This window comes from Kitasatospora sp. NPDC048194 (assembly GCF_043202455.1).
Taxonomy (GTDB): domain Bacteria; phylum Actinomycetota; class Actinomycetes; order Streptomycetales; family Streptomycetaceae; genus Kitasatospora.
The window spans coordinates 77,723-94,351 of the sequence record NZ_JBIDAK010000004.1; the positions used below are offsets into that span (position 1 = coordinate 77,723).

Here is a 16,629-nt window from a genome sequence, read left to right on the forward strand (position 1 = left end):
ACGAGCTGGCCGCACGGGCGGCCTTTCTCCTGGGCCTCGGTCCGGACCCGGCGACCGGGCCCAGCGCGGCGCGTCTGGGCTGAGCCCTGCGGCCCGGTGCGGCTGGGTCCGTGGGACTCCACCGCACCGGGCCGCCGACGGACCGCCGGGGGCCGGCCTCAGCCGACGGTCAGCCGGAACGGGCCGGCCAGCACCGAGTAGCCGTCGTTGGCCAGGTAGTACGCGTCGTAGGCGCCCGCGCCGTTCAGCTTGCCGGTGGAGAAGGTGACCGCGCCGCTCTGGTTCGGCGTGTAGGCCCAGGTCAGCGCGGAGCGCGAGCCGGGGGTGACGCCCGCCGGGTAGATGCCGACCCAGTTCTTGGGGCCGGCCTGGGCGGCGGTCGGCAGGGTGTAGCGGAGCGTGACGTTGCCGCCGTTGGCCACCGCGCCGAGGTCGCCGGTCAGCGTCGGGCCGGCGGCCCTGGAGGGGGCGAAGGCGGCGTTCAGCGGGGTGGCGTAGGTGTCGTTGCCGGTCAGCCCGGGCAGGCCCAGGGCGGACTCGATGGTGCGGCCGATGCCGTAGTGGTCGTAGTGCAGCGGGCTGCTGGTGCCGGCCGGCACGGTGCCCTGGGAGCCGACGACGACGGTGGCGAGGTGGTTGTAGCCCTCGCTCTCGCTCTCGTCCCAGGTGAGCAGGAGCAGGGAGCGCTGCTGGGTCCACGCCGGGGAGGCGAGCACCGGGGCGAGGGTCTGCCGCAGCCAGCCGTCCTGGGTCTTCAGGCTGGTGGCGTTGCCGTTGCCGGAGCCCTCGCCGTCGTAGTAGTCGTCGGCGGCGATCCAGGAGAAGTTCGGCGTGGTGGCCGCGGACTTCAGGTCGGCGGTCAGCTGCGAGGTGTCGAACAGGTGCGCCGCGCAGCGGGCCGGATTGCCGCTGATGTCGGTGTAGTTGATGAACGGGGCGTCGTCGGGCATGTAGGAGCTGTCGTAGTTCTTGTTGGTGTTGCAGGGCGTGCCCATGCCCTGTTCGTAGGCCTTCCAGGTCTTGCCGGCGTCCTCGATGGTGTCACCGAGGTTGCGCTGCGGGGAGTTGATGTTGGGCCAGTAGGTGGCGCCCTTCGTGTAGGTGTCGCCGCCGGCGATCGCGAGGTAGTTCTCGTCGCTCGGGTGGTAGACGCCGTGGGCGTCGGTGAGGGTGGCGCCCTGGGCCATCAGGCTGTGGATGTACGGCGTGTCCGCCGGGTCGTTCATGATCTGGGAGTAGTCGGTGTTCTCCATCATGACCGTGAACACGTGGTCGTAGCCCGGCACGGCGGAGGGGGGCGGGGTGAGCGGGGCGGGCGCGTTGACCGGGGTGTCGAGGGTGAGGGAGAGGTTGTCCAGGTAGCCGGTCTCGTTGGAGGTGGACAGGAACTGCACCTCGACCTGAATCGACCTGGTGCCGGCCGGGACGGCGCCGGTGGCGCTGCGGGAGAGGAACGCGGTGCTCAGGCCGCGGTCGGTGGCGGAGACGGTCGGCAGCTTGGCGGTCGCGCCGAGCGGGTTGCCGTCGGCTCCCCGGAAGTGCAGGCTGACCGCGGCGTAGCCGCCGTACGTGGTCCAACCGCCGAGCCAGGCCGCGAGGTTGTAGTGCACTCCCCCGCCGTCGATCGCGCCCGCCGCCGAGGAGACGTCGACGGTCTGCGACATCGCGCCGTCGCCGAAGTTGCCGGGGCCGAAGAAGGCCCTGCCGGGGGTCCGGCCGTCGGAGGGCAGGCCGAAGGAGCCCACCGAGTGGCACATCTGGTTGATGCCGCCGGCCTGGACCGTCCAGCCGGGGACGGTGCTGGCGGCGCTCCAGTCGGTGGTGCAGTAACCGCCGCCCTCCGCGTCGCCGTTGACGATCAGGTTGCCGCTGGTGGCCGCCGCGGTGGCGGTGCCGGGCGCGGCGACGGCCAGCGCGCCGAGGAGGGGCAGGGTGGCGAGCATTCCGCCGAGGGGGCTCCGACGCAGTCGCATGGGGGGTACCTCGTCCCGTTGGTGAGGGTGGGTGCCATGGCTGTCCGCCATGGGCGCGACATAGAGGTACCGGTCGGCACTGTCCGGCGGAAGAACGCCGGTCGAACTTGACCAGACAACTTTGCGCGTGCGCTACGCTCCCGGCCCCGCCTCGCCCCTGCCCGCCCCGGCGCGACGACGAGACGACGGGGCGGTCGGACCGCCGCTCAGGCGCGCAGCACCCGGACGCCGGCGTCGGCGATCGCCCGCTCCTGCTCGGCGGAGACCCCCGAGTCCGTCACCAGGTCGTGCACCTCGGCGAGCGGGCAGATCGAGGCGAAGGTCACCCGGCCGATCTTGGTCCGGTCGGCCAGCACGACCGAACGGGCGCTGCTGCGCAGGAAGGCCCGGTCGGTCTGGGCCTCCATCTCGTCGTGGGTGGTGCAGCCCTCCTGCACCGTCAGGCCGTCCACGCCGATGAAGGCGAGGTCGAGGTGGTAGCGCTGGAGCATGGCGTCCGCCGCCGGGCCGACCAGTTCGTAGCTGGCCGAGCGGGCGATGCCGCCGATCACGACCAGGCGGACCTCCGGACGGACGATCAGCTCGGCCGCGATGTTCACGGCGTTGGTGACCACCGTCACCTTGCCCCGCTCGGCCAGCACCCGGGCCAGTTCGGTGGCGGTGGTGCCGCCGGTGAGGCCCACCACCGCACCGTCCGGTACCAGTTCGGCGGCCACCCGGGCGATCCGGCGCTTCTCCTCCTGCTGCTTCTCGCTGCGGTGCCGCAAGGGGAGTTCGAGGTTGACGGCCCCGGTCACCGCGCCGCCGCGGGTGCGGTGCAGCAGCCCCTGGTCGTGCAGCTCCTGGAGGTCGCGCCGCACCGTCGCGCCCGACACCCCCAGCAGATCGGCGAGCGCGTGCACGTCGGCGCTGCCCACTTCCGCGATGTGGGACAGGATCCGGGCGGCGCGATCAGCTTTGAGCATGGTCGGATTGTATCTCCGGCCACAGCTGCTCGGACTTGCCATGTTCAGTCAAGATCGAGCGGTGGCGGCCCCGAGCACCCCCAGCAGGCGCGTCACCTCCGTGGCCACCGCCGTCCGCCCCGGACCGAGGTAGCGGCGGGTGTCCACCAGCCCGGGATCGGCGCCGAGGACGTACCGGACGGCACCGGTGAAGACCCGGTTGAGCTGGGTGGCAATGTTCACCTTGGTCATGCCGTGCGCCACCGCCCGGGCCAGGTGGCCGTCGGCCACGCCGGAGGAGCCGTGCAGGACCAGCGGGACGGGGACGGCGGCGCGCAGCCGGGCGATCAGCTCGAAGTCCAGGACGGCGTCCCGGGTGGCCATGGCGTGGGAGGTGCCGACGGCCACGGCGAGGGCGTCGACGCCGGTGGTGGCGACGAAGTCGGCGGCCTCCCCGGGGTCGGTCCGGGCGCCGGGGGCGTGCACCCCGTCCTTGCCGCCGACCTCGCCGAGCTCGGCCTCCACCCAGACGCCCGCCGCGTGGCAGCGCTCGACCACCGCGGCGGTGGCCCGGACGTTCTCCCGGTACGGCAGCGCCGAGGCGTCGAACATGACCGAGGAGAAGCCCAGTTCGACCGCGTCCGCGACCAGCTCGGCGGAGGTCGCGTGGTCCAGGTGCACCGCGACCGGTACGGTCGCGGCCCGGGCGACGGCCAGCACGGCGGCCGCTATCGGCGCGAGCGCGCCGTGGTAGCGGACGGCGTTCTCGCTCAGCTGGAGGATCACCGGGGCACCCGCGGCCTCGGCGCCGGCCACGACGGCCTGGGCGTGTTCGAGCTGGATGACGTTGAAGGCGCCGACTCCGCGCGCCGCGCTCGCGGCGGGGGTGACGATTGCGCCGGTTCCGGTCTGGGGCATCAGGGCCTCCTGCTCCCGGCCGTCACGGCCTGGTCAGCACGATCGAGCGGGTCAGGTTGCGCGGGCGGTCGGGGTCCAGGCCGGCCGCCGCGGCCAGCCGTACCGCCAGGCGCTGGGCGCGCACCAGGTCGGCCTGCGGGTCGAGCGCGCTCACCGAGGCGGCCGCGCCGGTGGCCCGCACCTCCCCCACCAGCCCGGCGGGCGGCTCGCCGAGGAACCAGACCACCCGGCCCGGGGCGGCGATGCTGATCGGGCCGTGCCGGTACTCCATCGCCGGATAGGACTCGGTCCAGGCGCCGGCGGCCTCCCGGAGCTTGAGGGCGGCCTCGTTGGCGAGGCCGACCGTCCAGCCGGTGCCGAGGAAGGTGAACTGGGCCGCGGCGGCGGCCCCTTCAGGCAGTTCTTCGGCCAGCGCCTGTTCGGCCTGCTCGGGCAGATCGGCCGGGGCGAGGCCGAGGTGGCCGCGCAGCAGCGTCAGCGCCGTGGTCGCGAAGCGGGTCTGCACCACCGACTCCTCGTCGGCGAAGGCGAGGTCGACCACGGTGCCGGCGTCCGCGCGGATCGGCGTGTCCGGATCGCCGGTGAGCGCCGTGCTGGGCAGGTGCCGGGCGCGACGGAGTGCGGCGAGCACCTCGGTCGTCGTCCCGGACCGGCTGATCGCGATCAGCCGGTCGTAGTCGCGGGTGGCCGGGAACTCCGAGGCGGCGAAGGCGTCGGTCTCGCCCAGTCCCGCGGCCTCGCGCAGCGCCGCGTACGCCTGGGCGACGTACAGGGAGGTGCCGCACCCCACCACGGCCACCCGCTCGCCGCGCTCGGGGAGTCCGGCCGGATCCAGCTCCAGGGCCCGGCGCCAGCACTTCGGCTGGCTGGCGATCTCCTGCTCGACGTGGCTCATGACGCTCCTTAGGTGCGCAAAACTGCGCCTCGAATGCTCGATACTGAGCAATACTGCTTACTTCTTACTACGGAAGCCGCGGATCGATCAACCGTGCGCACCGATCGCGGTCCTCGCGCAGGGGCGGCACGGGGGGCAGGGAGGTCACCCGGGGACGGGGGCGCAGGCCCCCGTCCCCGGGTGACTCGGACGCGTCAGCCCGCGATGGGGCCGGCCCCGGCCAGCAGCAACGAGAACCCGCTGGCGGTGGACTGCTGCGGCGTCTTCACGTGCACCACGCCGGCAGCCGCGTCGTACCACCAGCCCGAGGGCGCGGCGTCGAACGCGGCCCGCGAGTCGAAGCCGTCCAGCGCGCGGTGGTCCAGCAGCACCGCGCCCGGCCCCGCGCCGGTGTGCACGGTGAACCCGTACGCCCGGGCGGCCGGTTTGCCGGTGTAGTCACCGACGCTCGGCCCGACCTCGACGGTGGTCATGCCGTGGCCCCGACCGACCGAGCGGACGGTGACGGCCTGGGTCGCGGACGCGCCCTGCTCGCGGGCGCGGGTGGTGCCGTCGTCCTCGTACAGGGTGTACGAGGACGAACCCTTGGCGTAGACGTCGTAGTCGAGGCGGGCGGTGTCGCGGGTCTGCCAGGACAGCGTCCCCTCGGGCCACATCGGCACCACGGCACCGGCCCGGACGAACAGCGGCAGGGTGTCCAGCGGCGCCTGGTAGCCGTTGAGGGTCGTCGGCCCCTGGTACGTCCGGCCCGTCCAGTAGTCCACCCAGGTGCCCGCGGGCAGGTAGATGCCGTTGCGGACGGCGGAGTCCTCGTAGACCGGGGCGACCAGGAAGTCCTTGCCGCTCAGGAACTCGTACTTGGCCGCGTCACCCCAGGTGTTGGGATCGTCCGGGTACTCCAGGACCAGCGGCCGCACCGCGCCCACGCCGCTCCGGTGGGCCTCGGCGGCGAGCGTGTAGAAGTAGGGCAGCAGCCGCTCCTTCAGCTGCAGGTAGCGCCGGTTGATCGAGCTGTACGGTTCGCCCGCCCGCCAGGGCTGCTTGTCGGCGGCGGCCCAGCCGTCCATGGTCATGATCGTGGGGATGAAGGTCTTCCACTCCAGGTCCCGCGTCCCCACCTTGGGGTCGCTGCCGAAGATCCCGCCGACGTCCCCGGTGTCGTAGGCGATGCCGGACATGGTGGCGCCCGCGTAGGTGGGGATCTGCCAGCGGAGGTAGTCGTAGCTGCCCTTCTGGTCCCCGCTCCACAGCACGCCGCAGCGCTGGGCGCCGGCCCAGGAGACCGGCAGCCAGACGAAGCCGCGGGCGTCGCTGTTGCGCTGGATGCCGTCGTAGGCCGTCCGGCAGCCGTCGAGGGCGAACTTGTAGCCGGGGCCGACCCAGGCGACGTCCAGCTTGCGCACCCGGACGCCGGCCTTGACCTCCTCGTCCTGGTTGGGCAGGCCGGTGGACGTCCACAGGCCCAGTTGGGCGTGCTGGTCCCGCAGGCCCTGGCCGGTCTGCTGGAGGTTCTCGTAGCCGCAGCCGTAGCCGTCGTTGACCAGCATCCAGCCCAGCGGGTCCTGGTTGGCGGTGTAGCCGTCGGCGACCTGGAGGGCGTCCAGGGTGTGCCGCTCACCGCGGTTGGCGTTGTGCAGGTAGCAGTCGGAGTCGCCCGGCTCCAGGCCGTAGACGGGCGGCATGAAGGGCTTGCCGACCAGGTCGGTGTAGGCGCTGATGACCTTCTTCAGGTCCGGGCCGTAGAAGTAGTAGCCGTCGAAGCGCCGCTCGCGCTCGGCGGTGGTGACCGGGTCCCCGAAGGTGTAGGTGCCGGGCGCGTAGGTGTGCCGGAAGACGCCGTAGCCGGCCGAGGAGAGGTAGAAGGGCTGGGAGTTGTTGAAACCGCCCTCGTTCCAGTTGAAGTCGTTGGCGGCGTGGACGGTCCGGCCGCGGTGCGAGAACGAGCCGTTCTGCTCGCCGACGCCGTAGAACTGCTCCTGCGGTCCGCGGGCCAGGGTCTGGGCCGTCGCGTCCTCGGTCCAGGTCAGGCCCCGGGTCTCCTGCCAGACGAGTCTGCTGTCGCCGTCCGCGTAGAGCGCGAACCTCAGCGGGTGCTTGTAGGCGCGCAGCGTCACGTCCCGGGAGCTGATCGCCCAGTAGTCGCCCTCGTCGCTCTGCCGGACGGTCTTCAGGACGGGCGGGGTGGTCGCGATCATCTCGCCCACGGGCGGGGCGGTGAAGCTGCCGTCCGGGGAGAACCGCAGACGGAAGGTGTCCTCGGTGGTGAAGTCGACCCGGGCCTGGGCGCCGCCGGCGGCCCGGATCAGGTAGCCGTCGCCGTCGCGACTGATGCCGGTGGCGTCGCCGACCGTGGTGGGCCTGGTCAGCTGGGCGGTGGCGGTGTAGGAGGCGTCGGTGACGTGGTACGGCACGACCAGGACCTGGTACGTGCCCGAGGCGTCCGGGATCACCGCGGAGGCGGGGTCGGCGCCCGAGGCGTCCTCGGCGACCTCCCGGCCGGTGCTGTCGTAGACGTAAAGGTCGAACTCCATGGCCGGGTCGGGCCAGGTGACGGAGACGGGGACGCCTCCGTCGGGGTTGTCCCGCCAGTACCCGGCGGGGACGTCGACGGTCAGGTCGAAGCGCCCGCAGACCTTGCCCTGCGGGTCCTCGGCGGCACTCGGGCAGTGCTTGGGGTCGGGCACCGAGCCCTGCGCGTAGGTCGGGGACTGCCAGCTGACGGCGGGGTGGGCCGGGGAGAGCGCGCCGCTCGGAGGCGTCGCGGCGCGGGCCGCCGGGGCGGTGCCGAGCATGCCGCACAGCAGGGCGACGACGGCGACCAGGATGCTCCGGGGGCGGGGTGGAGGTAAACACCTAGGGATGGGCATGAGCATGCCACCATTCAACGGAGGTCAGGGTGGTGTGCGGCGCAGGACCCTATCAGTTCACTTCTGCTCACTCAATGGTTAAGAATGCGCACAGCTGGGGACATGGGTGTCCGACCATGCTTGCTCTGCGATTGACTTCTGCATCTTCACGCAGAAAACTCGCTCCTCCCGACACCGGGGCCGGCTGGCACCGGCCCCCTCCGCGAAGGCGGTACTGAGATGAAGCGCCCACTCCTCGCCCTCGCCGCCGCCACCACGGCCGGCGCGCTCGCCCTGTCGGCGTGCAGCAAGGGCTCAGGATCCGACTCCACCTCGGCCGACGGCGCCACCGTGATCAGGTTCGTCGCGGCCGACTACGGCTCCAACGGCGAGAACCCCACCCAGGCGTACTGGCAGGACGTCATCTCCGCCTTCGAGCAACGCAACCCCGGGATCAAGGTGCAGCTCCAGGTCATCAACTGGAACGACCTCGACACCCAGGTCAAGACCATGGTCCAGAACGGCAACCAGCCCGACATCCTGCAGACCGGCGGCTACGCCGACTACGCCGCCAACGGCATGCTGTACCCCGCGGGCGACGTCCTCTCCCCGGCGACCGCCGCCGACCTCGTCCCCGCGCTCGCCAAGGCCGGCGTCCAGGGCGGCACCCAGTACGGCATTCCGTTCGTCTCCAGCGCCCGGATGTTCCTGATCAACAACACCCTGTTCCGCAAGGCCGGCCTCGATCCGGCCGACCCTCCCAAGACGTGGAACGACGTCACCGCCGCCGCCACCGCCCTCCGGAAGGCCGGGGTGGACGTCCCGCTCGGCATACCCCTGGGCAAGGAGGAGGCCCAGGGCGAGTCCTTCATCTGGATGCTGGGCAACCACGGCGGCTACCAGGACGCGAACGGCAAGTACGCCATCGACTCCCCGGCCAACGTCGCCACCTTCACCCAGCTCAAGGCCTGGGTCGACGCCGGCCTGACCGAGCAGAGCCCCGCCTCCGTCAACCGCACCGACCTCACCAAGGACTTCGCCTCCGGCAAGGTCGGCATGCTCAACGGCTTCCCGGGCCAGCTGAACGACGTCAAGGGCATGGACGTCACCTGGGCCCCGATGCCCGGCAAGGACGGCCCGTCCCCCGCCACGCTCGGCGTCGCCGACTGGGTCATGGCCTTCAAGAAGCGCGGTCACAAGGACCAGATCAGGGCCTTCCTGGACTTCGCCTACGGCAAGGACAACACCGTCAGGTTCGCCAAGGAGTACCACCTGCTGCCGGTCACCGAGTCCGCGCTGACCGCCCTGAAGTCCGATCCCGACGAGACCGCCCTCCAACCCTTCCTCAAGATCCTGCCCTCGGCCTCCTTCTACCCGCTCAGCGACCCGACCTGGCCCGGCGTCTCCGCCCAGGTCAAGACGCAGATCGGCGCCGCGGTCAGCGACCCCGCCAAGGGCCTGGCAGCCCTCCAGCAGGCCGCGGTCCAGGCGGCGCAGTGACGACGACGGCCCCCGGCAAGACGCTCGACACCGTCCGGTCCCCGGCTCCCCCGACCCGGCACCGGTCGCTGCTGCGCAAGCTGGGCCCGCTGCCCTGGCTGGCACCGGCCGTCCTGCTCATCCTCGGCGTGGTCGTCTGGCCGGTCGTCGAGATGGTGCGCACCTCGCTGCGCCGCGTCGACACGACCGGCACCGACCACGGTGCGGCCGGCCTGCTCAAGTACCGCAAGCTGTTCGCCGACCCCCGCCTGCCCGACGTCCTCACCTGGACCGTGGTGTGGACGGTCACCGTGGTCGGCCTGACCATGGTGATCTCCCTGGCGCTCGCCCAGCTGTTCAACCGGGAGTTCCCCGGCCGCCGGATCACCCGCTGGGCGCTCATCGCGCCCTGGGCCGCCTCCGTGCTGATGACGTCGATCGGCTTCCGCTGGATGCTCGACCAGGTCGCCGGGGTGTTCAACCGCCTGCTGCTGGACCTCGGTCTGATCGACCGCCCGCAGGCCTGGCTGGGCGACGCCGCCCACGCCAAACCCTGGCTGGTGCTCGTCGCGGTCTTCGTCTCGCTGCCGTTCACCACCTACACCCTGCTGGCCGGCCTGCAGTCCGTACCCGCCGAGGTGTACGAGGCGGCCCGGGTGGACGGCGCGTCCCGCGCGCAGACCTACCGGCGGATCACCCTGCCGCTGCTGCGCCCGGCGTTCCTGGTCGCCCTGGTCGTCAACCTGATCAACGTCTTCAACTCCTTCCCCGTCATCTGGGGCATGACCCAGGGCGGCCCCAACACCGACACCGCCACCACCACCGTGTTCATGTACACGCTGCGGAGCTACGACGTCGCGGAGTCGGCGGCGATGTCGGTCGTCAACTTCGCCGTCGTGATCGTCATGGTGCTGCTCTTCCTCCGGGTCAGCGGCCGGAACGGGGAGGACAGCCGATGAGCCGCCAGGGACACCGCGCGAAGCCGCCGGCCGCCCGCACCGTGCTGGTCACCGCCACGGCCTGGGCGCTGGCCGCGATCTTCGTGCTCCCCTACCTGGAGATGGTGGTCACCGCCGGACGCCCGGCGGGCGAACTGCGCGACAGCGGGTACCTGCCCGGGCACTTCGACTGGTCCTCGTTCGTCCGGGTGTGGTCCGACACCACGCTGGCGCAGAACCTCCGGATCACCCTGGTGGTGGCGCTCGGCTCCACCCTGCTGGTGCTGGCGGTCGCGCTGCCCGCCGCGTACTACACCGCCCGGGTCGACTTCCGCGGCCGCAAGGCCTTCCTGCTGCTGGTGCTGGTCACCCAGATGTTCCAGCCCACCGCGCTCCAGGTCGGGCTGTACCGCGAGTTCTTCACGCTCGATCTGCTCGACACCGTCCTGGTGCTCGTCCTCGCCAACGCCGCGTTCAACCTCGCGTTCGCGGTCTGGATCCTGAGCGCCTACATCGCCGCCATCCCGGTCGAGTTGGAGGAGGCCGCGCAGATCGACGGCAACGGGCGGATCGGCGCCCTGTTCCGCGTCACCCTGCCGCTCGCCATGCCGGGCGTGGTGACGGCGGTCATCTTCACCTTCATCGCGGCCTGGAACGAGTTCGTCATGGGCCTCACCCTGACCACCTCCACCGACCGCCAGCCGCTCACCGTCGGCATCAACAACATGATCGGCGCCTACAGCGTCCAGTGGAACTACGTCTTCGCCGCCTCGGTGGTGGCCATCGTGCCGGTGATCGTCCTCTTCGCGGTGATCGAACGCCACGTCGTGTCCGGGCTGACGGCGGGCTCGGTCAGGTGACCACCGACCCGCCTATAGTGGCGCCATGACGGACCAGCGCCCCACCTCGGGCTTCCACGCCGCCAACGCCGACCCGGCCGTCACCGACCGGCTGACCGCCGCGCTGGACGTCCAGGCCGCCAACCCGGGCGTGCGCCGACTGCGCGAGTGGGCCCACGCGAGCCTGGCCGTACGCCCCGGTGACCGGGCGCTGGACGTCGGCGCCGGCACCGGCTCGGAGACCGTGGTGCTCGCCGAGGCCGTCGGCCCGGAGGGCACGGCGACCGGCCTGGAGCCCCACCCCGGCCTGCGCGCCGTCGCCGAACGGCGCGCCGCCGAGGCCGGCAGCCGGGCCGTCTTCCTCGACGGCGACGCGCTCGCCCTGCCGCTGCCCGACGCCGAGGTGGACGCGGTGTGGTGCGAGCGGGTCCTCCAGCACCTGACCGAACCGGACCGGGCCGTCGCCGAGATCGCCCGGGTGCTGCGGCCGGGCGGCCGGGTCGCCCTGCTCGACACGGACTGGGCCACCTTCGTGCTCCACCCGGCCGAGCCGGCGGTGCGATCCGCGCTGGCCGCCGTCACCCGGAGCGCCGCGGCCACGCCGGACGCCGGGCGCCGCCTCGCGGAGTGGCTGACCGGAGCGGGCCTGAGCGTCGACCACGCCGGCGCCGACGTCCTGCTGCACGATCCCCGTACGGTCAGCCTGCCCATCGTGCGGGGCCTGGCGGCCGCCGCCCTGGGCAAGGGCCTGATCTCCGAAGAGCAGCGCGACCGGCTGCACGCCGGCCTCACCGCCGCCGCCGAACGGGGCGCCTTCCACCTGTCGGTGACGATGTTCGCCGTGGTCGCCCACCGCCCCGCCTGACCGCCCGGGGGGCCGTCCGCGCGGCGCGGCACTGCCCGGAGCGCGTCAGGCCGTCCGGGAGTCGGCGGTGAGGGCCGTCAAGAGCGGTTCCAGGAAGCGCTGTTCGAGCCGACCCGGGGGGAGTTCGTCGGGTTCGACGTAGCTCTGGGCGAGGCCTCCCTCGCGGATGGCGATGAGCAGCCGGGCGAGTTCGTCGGCCTCCACGGTGAGGGTGCGGCCGGCCCGGGCCAGGTGCTCGGTGAGGGCGCGGGCGAGTTGGGCCCGCAGCCGGGCGTCGTGCTGGGCGAGCACCCAGGCGGCCTGGGGGTCGCGGATGGCGTGCAGGGTGAACTCGGTGGTGACGAGGTACCACTCGCGTTCGGCCGGTTCGACCTCGCAGAGGACGTCGACGAGGGCCCGCAGGGTGAGGTCCTCGCTGGCGATCGAGTCGACCAGCGCGGTCATCCGCTGGACGATCCGCTCGCTGTGGGCGTCGAAGAGCGCGAGGAAGAGCTCCTCCTTGCTGCTGAAGTTGGAGTAGAAGGCGCCCCGGGTGTAGCCCGCCCGTTCGCAGATCTGCTCGATGGTCGCGGCGTGGAAACCGGACTCGGCGAAGGTCTCCAGGGCCGCCTGGAGCAGGGCCGCCCGGGTGCGCGGCCGCCGTTTGGTCTCGCCCTTGGGCATCGGTGGTGTCCCCGTTCGCTCGAGAAGAAGGCCGATCGGATGCATTGGCGTATCGGATTCATCATTGTATCTTCTGGGGCCATGAGCACTCCCACCGCCTCGGGGGCCGGCACCCCGCTGCCCGCCTCGCTCGCCGCCGCCGTCGGACCGCTCCCGCCCGGCGTCACCTTCCCACTCCCGCCGACCTTCGACTCCGTCGAGCAGGAGCGCCGCTACCGCAAGGAGCAACTGGCCGCCGGCTTCCGGTTGTTCGGCCGCTTCGGCTTCTCCGAGGGGGTGGCCGGCCACATCACCGTCCGCGACCCGGAGCACCCCGACCGCTTCTGGGTCAACCCCTTCGGCATGCCGTTCGGCATGATCAGGGCCTCCGACCTGATCCTCGTCGACCACGAGGGCACCCTGCTGCACGGCAGCCGGCCGGTGAACCGGGCCGCGTTCGTGATCCACTCCCAGGTGCACGCCGCGCGACCGGACGCGATCGCCGCCGCCCACGCCCACTCGCTGCACGGCAAGGCCTTCTCCAGCCTCGGCATCCTGCTGGACCCGCTGACCCAGGACGCCTGCGCCTTCTTCGAGGACCATGCGCTGTACAGCGACTACCGGGGCGTCGTCAACGAGGTCGACGAGGGCAAGCGGATCGCCGGGGCGCTCGGCCCGCACAAGGCGGTGATCCTCCAGAACCACGGCCTGCTGACGGTCGGCCAGTCGGTCGCCGAGGCCGTCTGGTGGTTCGTCACCATGGAGCGCTCGTGCCAGGCCCAACTGCTCGCGATGGCGGCCGGCACCCCGAAGCCGATCGACCGCGAGACCGCACTGATCACCCGTGGCCAGATCGGCAGCAACCTGGCCGGCTGGTTCCAGGCGCAACCGCTGTTCGAACAGATCGGCGCGAGCGACCCGGACCTGGCGGACTGACCGGCCGAGGACCGAGGACACCCGGAATGGACCAGGAACCGCGGATCGCGGTCTTCGGCGCCGGCAGCATCGGCTGCCACCTCGGGGGCATGCTGGCCGCCGCCGCGGACGTCACCCTGATCGGCCGACCGGCCCCCATGGCGGAGATCGAGCGGAACGGGCTGACGCTCACCGGCCCCGGCGAGGCGCGCCGACACGTCCGGGGGCTCGCCACGGCGACCGGCGCGAGCGCCGCCGCGCGGGCGGACTTCGTGCTGGTGACCGTGAAGTCCGCCGACACCGCGGCGGCCGCCCGGGAACTGGCCGGCCACCTCGCGCCGCACGCGGTGGTGATCAGCTTCCAGAACGGCCTGCGCAACCCCGGGATGCTGCGCGCCGAACTCCCCGGCCGCCCGGTGCTCGCCGGGATGGTGCCGTACAACGTGGTGCGCAGCGGGCCGGCCGCCGTGCACCAGGGCAGCGGCGGTGCGCTGACGGTCGAGGACGACCCGGCGGCCCGTCCGTTCGCGGCGGCGGCCCGGGCCGGCGGCCTCGACCTGACGCTGCACCCGGACATGCCGTCCGTCCAGGCGGCGAAGCTGCTGATGAACCTCAACAACGCGGTCAACGCCCTGTCCGGGCTCCCGCTGCGCGAACAGCTCGGCACCCGGGCGTACCGGGCGTGCCTGGCCCGGTGCCAGCGGGAGGCCCTCGCCGCCTTCCGCGCGGCGGGCATCGTGCCGGCCCGGGTCGGACCGGTGCCACCGCGCTGGACGCCGGTGGTGCTCGGGCTGCCCGACGCGCTGTTCCGCCGGCTGGCCGCCGCCGGCCTGCGGATCGATGCGCGGGCCCGCTCGTCCATGTGGGAGGACCTGCGGCGCGGCCGACCGACCGAGATCGACGCGCTCCAGGGCGAGGTCATCGCGCTGGCCCGGCGGCACGGGCTGGCGGCGCCGGCCAACGCCCGCCTGGCCGCGCTGGTCCGCGAGGCCGAGCGGGCCGGTCCGGGCGCCGCGCGGAGCTGGTCGGGCCGGGAGCTGCTCGCCGAGCTCGGGGGGTGACGCCCGCCGGGGCTACGGCGTACGCGACCGCTACGGGGCGACGTACTCGACGGTCTGCATCATGCCGAGGTCCTCGTGCTGCAGCTGGTGGCAGTGGGCGACGGTGCTACCGGTGAAGTCCTCGTACCTGACCAGGAAGGTGACCTGGTCCCCGGGCCTGCCGCCGGCCAGGCCGACGGTGTCGTGCCAGACCGGCGGGTCGAGCCGCTGGCCGTTGCGGTGGGTGACCAGGACGTGGTTGGTGTGCAGGTGGAACGGGTGGTTGAAGCCCGCTCGGGAGTCGTCGGTGCGCACGGTCCACCGTTCGACGGTGCCGAGCGGCAGGGTGTGGTTGACGTAGTCGGGGTCGAACAGGCCGTGGGCCGGGTCCCGGGCCGGGTCGCCGTCGGGGTCGGCGGCGGGGGTGGCGTGGGTCCCCAGGACGCGGAAGGCGTTGGGGAAGGGCTCGGGGAAGACGCCCGGATCGGTGTGGAAGACCACCTCGCGGTCCGCGTGCGGGTTGGTGATGTCGTCCTCGTCGAGGAACGGCTTGCCGGGCGGCAGCTCGGTGGGCAGCGCCATCGGCGGGTCGACGGGCTCTCCCGCCACCTCGACCGTCATCAGGGGTCCGGGCACGCCGTCGGCCCGCAGCTCGTACCGTCCTGGTCCGTCGCCCCGGACCAGGACGTCGGCGCGGTTACCCATGGCCAGGCTCACCGTGTCGGTGGCGACGGTGGCCGGGAAGGTCACGCCGTCCTGGGCGATCTGGTGGAAGGCGAGGTTCCCTGCGTCGCCGGTGAGCCGCAGCGGTAGAGCGGTGAACGCGGTCGCGGCCACCAGCCGCCAGCGCTGCACCTCCCCCGGGCGCAGCGTCAGGGTGGGGTTGACCTCGCCGTTGACGGTGAGGGTGGCCGGGACGGCGGCGAGCGCTCCGCCGGAGGTGAAGTCGGGGACCCTGCCGTCCTGGAGCCTGAGTTCGTTGACGCAGACGACGAGGTCGGCGGCGGCCTTGATCTCGGGCACGTCGTCGATGTCGCCCTCGACGATCAGCACCCCGGCGAGGCCGCCGACGACCTGGACGGACGTGGCGCCGTGCAGGTGGGGGTGGTACCAGTAGGTGCCGGCCGGGTGGTCCGCCGGGATGTCGATGACGGTCTGGTACTGCGGTTCCGGGGCGCCGGCGTCGACCTCGTCGGCGGTGCGCGGGGCGAACTCGCGCTGGACGTTGTCGGCGTCCCCGGACGGGGAGACGTGCAGGCCGTGGGTGTGCAGGTTGACGCTGTTGAAGCGGTGCGGCTGGTTGTGGCCGCCGCTGTGGGGCTCGTTCGGGGGCAGCCCGTTGACGTGGGTCAGGCGCAGCGTGTCCCCGCCGCGCACCCGCAGGGTCGGCCCCGGGATCGCGCCGTTGTAGGTGCGCGTGGTGGCCGGCCCGTAGCCCGGGATCGTGAGGTCGGTGAACCGGACGTCGAGCGTCTGCTCGACCACCTGGGGCGCGGGGTCGGAGACCGACCGCGGGGCCCGGACGGTGACGGGCTGCGGGAACCGCGCCGCCGCCACCGCGCGCCAGTGCTCGGGGATCCGGTGGGGCGCGGCCAGGAGGACGGCCGTGGGGATCGCCTTGAGCACCGATCGACGACTGATTCCGACATTTTCGCTCATGGCCGGGCAATCTAGATCAGATTGTCACAGGCCTCCGGAAGGCACACCGCACGGCCACCCGTCGGCCACCGGTCGGCCCGGGGACGGCCCGTCAGATGGACCCGGTCAGGGCCGACGCCTCTGCTGGCGCCCCCAGGGGAGGTGACGATCGCTCGCCGCGGCGGCGCCGCAGAGGCCGTCACCGACCGGCCGACGGTCTGGCGCCGCCGGACCGGACCCCCAGGAGGCGGCGCCAGCGCGGTAGTTCGGTGCCGCAGCAGGTGACGGCGAGGAGGCTGACCAGCACCGCCGCCCAGGCCGGGAGCAGCAGCCAGGCGGCGGTGACGGCGCCCGCGAGTTCGGCGAGCACCATGAGGACGGTGACCCAGCCGGGCACCGCGACGACCGTGCCCGGCTTGTCGCCCGGCGTCTGCAGAACGGCCGGGACGCCGATCAGCAGGACGTCCACGGCGATCGCCAGCAGCACGGAGTGCGGCCAGAGCGCGATCGGCAGGCCGATCCACCCCACCAGTTCCAGGCCGGCTCTCAGCCCCGTGGCGTACCGGGGCTCGCCAGGCCGCTCGGCATGCTGCTCGTCCTGCGGGCCGCGCGCGGCCGCCTCGTTCCCGCCGGATCTGCCCGGCTCCTGTCCTTGACCCGCCATCAGTTGCCCCCCGTTCGCCGTGGCCGGAACGTT

General features: G+C 72.7%; 14 protein-coding genes. 6 read left to right on the plus strand and 8 right to left on the minus strand.

Going from position 1 to position 16,629, the window contains the following annotated elements; all coding sequences use genetic code 11:
* Positions 1 to 158: 158 nt before the first annotated feature.
* The 5 genes from ACGF07_RS07290 to ACGF07_RS07310 all read right to left on the minus strand — a co-directional run bounded on the left by ACGF07_RS07290 (position 159) and on the right by ACGF07_RS07310 (position 7,522).
* Positions 159 to 1,973 carry an alkaline phosphatase family protein gene (locus ACGF07_RS07290; RefSeq protein ID WP_392896193.1) on the minus strand — a complete coding sequence of 605 codons (1,815 nt, stop codon included), beginning with the start codon at positions 1,971 to 1,973 and terminating at the stop codon, positions 159 to 161.
* A gap of 206 nt (positions 1,974 to 2,179) precedes the next feature.
* Entirely contained in the window at positions 2,180 to 2,938 is a 759-nt protein-coding gene (locus tag ACGF07_RS07295) for a DeoR/GlpR family DNA-binding transcription regulator (protein WP_350735592.1), read from the minus strand.
* Positions 2,939 to 2,986: 48 nt separating this feature from the next.
* The gene (locus tag ACGF07_RS07300; RefSeq protein ID WP_392896195.1) at positions 2,987 to 3,835 is read right to left on the minus strand and encodes a ketose-bisphosphate aldolase; all 849 of its coding nucleotides are present in this window, start codon (positions 3,833 to 3,835) and stop codon (positions 2,987 to 2,989) included.
* A 22-nt stretch (positions 3,836 to 3,857) separates the two neighbouring features.
* The gene (locus ACGF07_RS07305; protein WP_392896197.1) at positions 3,858 to 4,730 is read right to left on the minus strand and encodes an SIS domain-containing protein; all 873 of its coding nucleotides are present in this window, start codon (positions 4,728 to 4,730) and stop codon (positions 3,858 to 3,860) included.
* A gap of 194 nt (positions 4,731 to 4,924) precedes the next feature.
* Entirely contained in the window at positions 4,925 to 7,522 is a 2,598-nt protein-coding gene (locus ACGF07_RS07310; protein WP_392896200.1) for a TIM-barrel domain-containing protein, read from the minus strand.
* A gap of 294 nt (positions 7,523 to 7,816) precedes the next feature.
* Between ACGF07_RS07310 and ACGF07_RS07315 the strand changes: the two genes are divergently transcribed.
* From ACGF07_RS07315 to ACGF07_RS07330, 4 genes are read left to right on the plus strand one after another with little or no spacing between them, the layout of a single operon-like run.
* A complete protein-coding gene (locus ACGF07_RS07315; RefSeq protein WP_350735600.1) occupies positions 7,817 to 9,076 on the plus strand; it encodes an extracellular solute-binding protein in 1,260 nt (419 codons plus the stop codon).
* Positions 9,073 to 10,014, plus strand: a complete 942-nt coding sequence (locus ACGF07_RS07320; RefSeq protein ID WP_392896203.1) for a carbohydrate ABC transporter permease — start codon at positions 9,073 to 9,075, stop codon at positions 10,012 to 10,014. The genes ACGF07_RS07315 and ACGF07_RS07320 overlap by 4 nt, the downstream gene beginning before the upstream one ends.
* Entirely contained in the window at positions 10,011 to 10,853 is an 843-nt protein-coding gene (locus ACGF07_RS07325; protein ID WP_392896205.1) for a carbohydrate ABC transporter permease, read from the plus strand. The genes ACGF07_RS07320 and ACGF07_RS07325 overlap by 4 nt, the downstream gene beginning before the upstream one ends.
* Before the next feature lie 25 nt (positions 10,854 to 10,878).
* Entirely contained in the window at positions 10,879 to 11,697 is an 819-nt protein-coding gene (locus ACGF07_RS07330) for a methyltransferase domain-containing protein (protein ID WP_392896207.1), read from the plus strand.
* 45 nt (positions 11,698 to 11,742) lie between these two features.
* On the opposite strand, the gene ACGF07_RS07335 is transcribed toward ACGF07_RS07330, so the two are convergent.
* Positions 11,743 to 12,360: a TetR/AcrR family transcriptional regulator gene (locus ACGF07_RS07335; RefSeq protein ID WP_392896208.1), complete on the minus strand. Its 618-nt coding sequence runs from the start codon at positions 12,358 to 12,360 to the stop codon at positions 11,743 to 11,745.
* Positions 12,361 to 12,441: 81 nt separating this feature from the next.
* On the opposite strand from ACGF07_RS07335, the gene ACGF07_RS07340 reads away from it, so the two are divergent.
* Together ACGF07_RS07340 and ACGF07_RS07345 are read left to right on the plus strand one after the other, a co-directional pair.
* Positions 12,442 to 13,275: a class II aldolase/adducin family protein gene (locus ACGF07_RS07340; protein ID WP_392896211.1), complete on the plus strand. Its 834-nt coding sequence runs from the start codon at positions 12,442 to 12,444 to the stop codon at positions 13,273 to 13,275.
* 26 nt (positions 13,276 to 13,301) lie between these two features.
* Positions 13,302 to 14,315: a 2-dehydropantoate 2-reductase gene (locus tag ACGF07_RS07345; protein ID WP_392896213.1), complete on the plus strand. Its 1,014-nt coding sequence runs from the start codon at positions 13,302 to 13,304 to the stop codon at positions 14,313 to 14,315.
* 30 nt (positions 14,316 to 14,345) lie between these two features.
* Here the strand turns inward: ACGF07_RS07345 and ACGF07_RS07350 are convergent, their stop codons facing one another.
* Together ACGF07_RS07350 and ACGF07_RS07355 are read right to left on the minus strand one after the other, a co-directional pair.
* Positions 14,346 to 15,953, minus strand: a complete 1,608-nt coding sequence (locus tag ACGF07_RS07350) for a multicopper oxidase family protein (RefSeq protein ID WP_392896216.1) — start codon at positions 15,951 to 15,953, stop codon at positions 14,346 to 14,348.
* Positions 15,954 to 16,131: 178 nt separating this feature from the next.
* Positions 16,132 to 16,596, minus strand: coding sequence for a hypothetical protein (locus ACGF07_RS07355; RefSeq protein ID WP_392896218.1), 465 nt, complete (start codon positions 16,594 to 16,596; stop codon positions 16,132 to 16,134).
* Between the last annotated feature and the right edge of the window lie 33 nt (positions 16,597 to 16,629).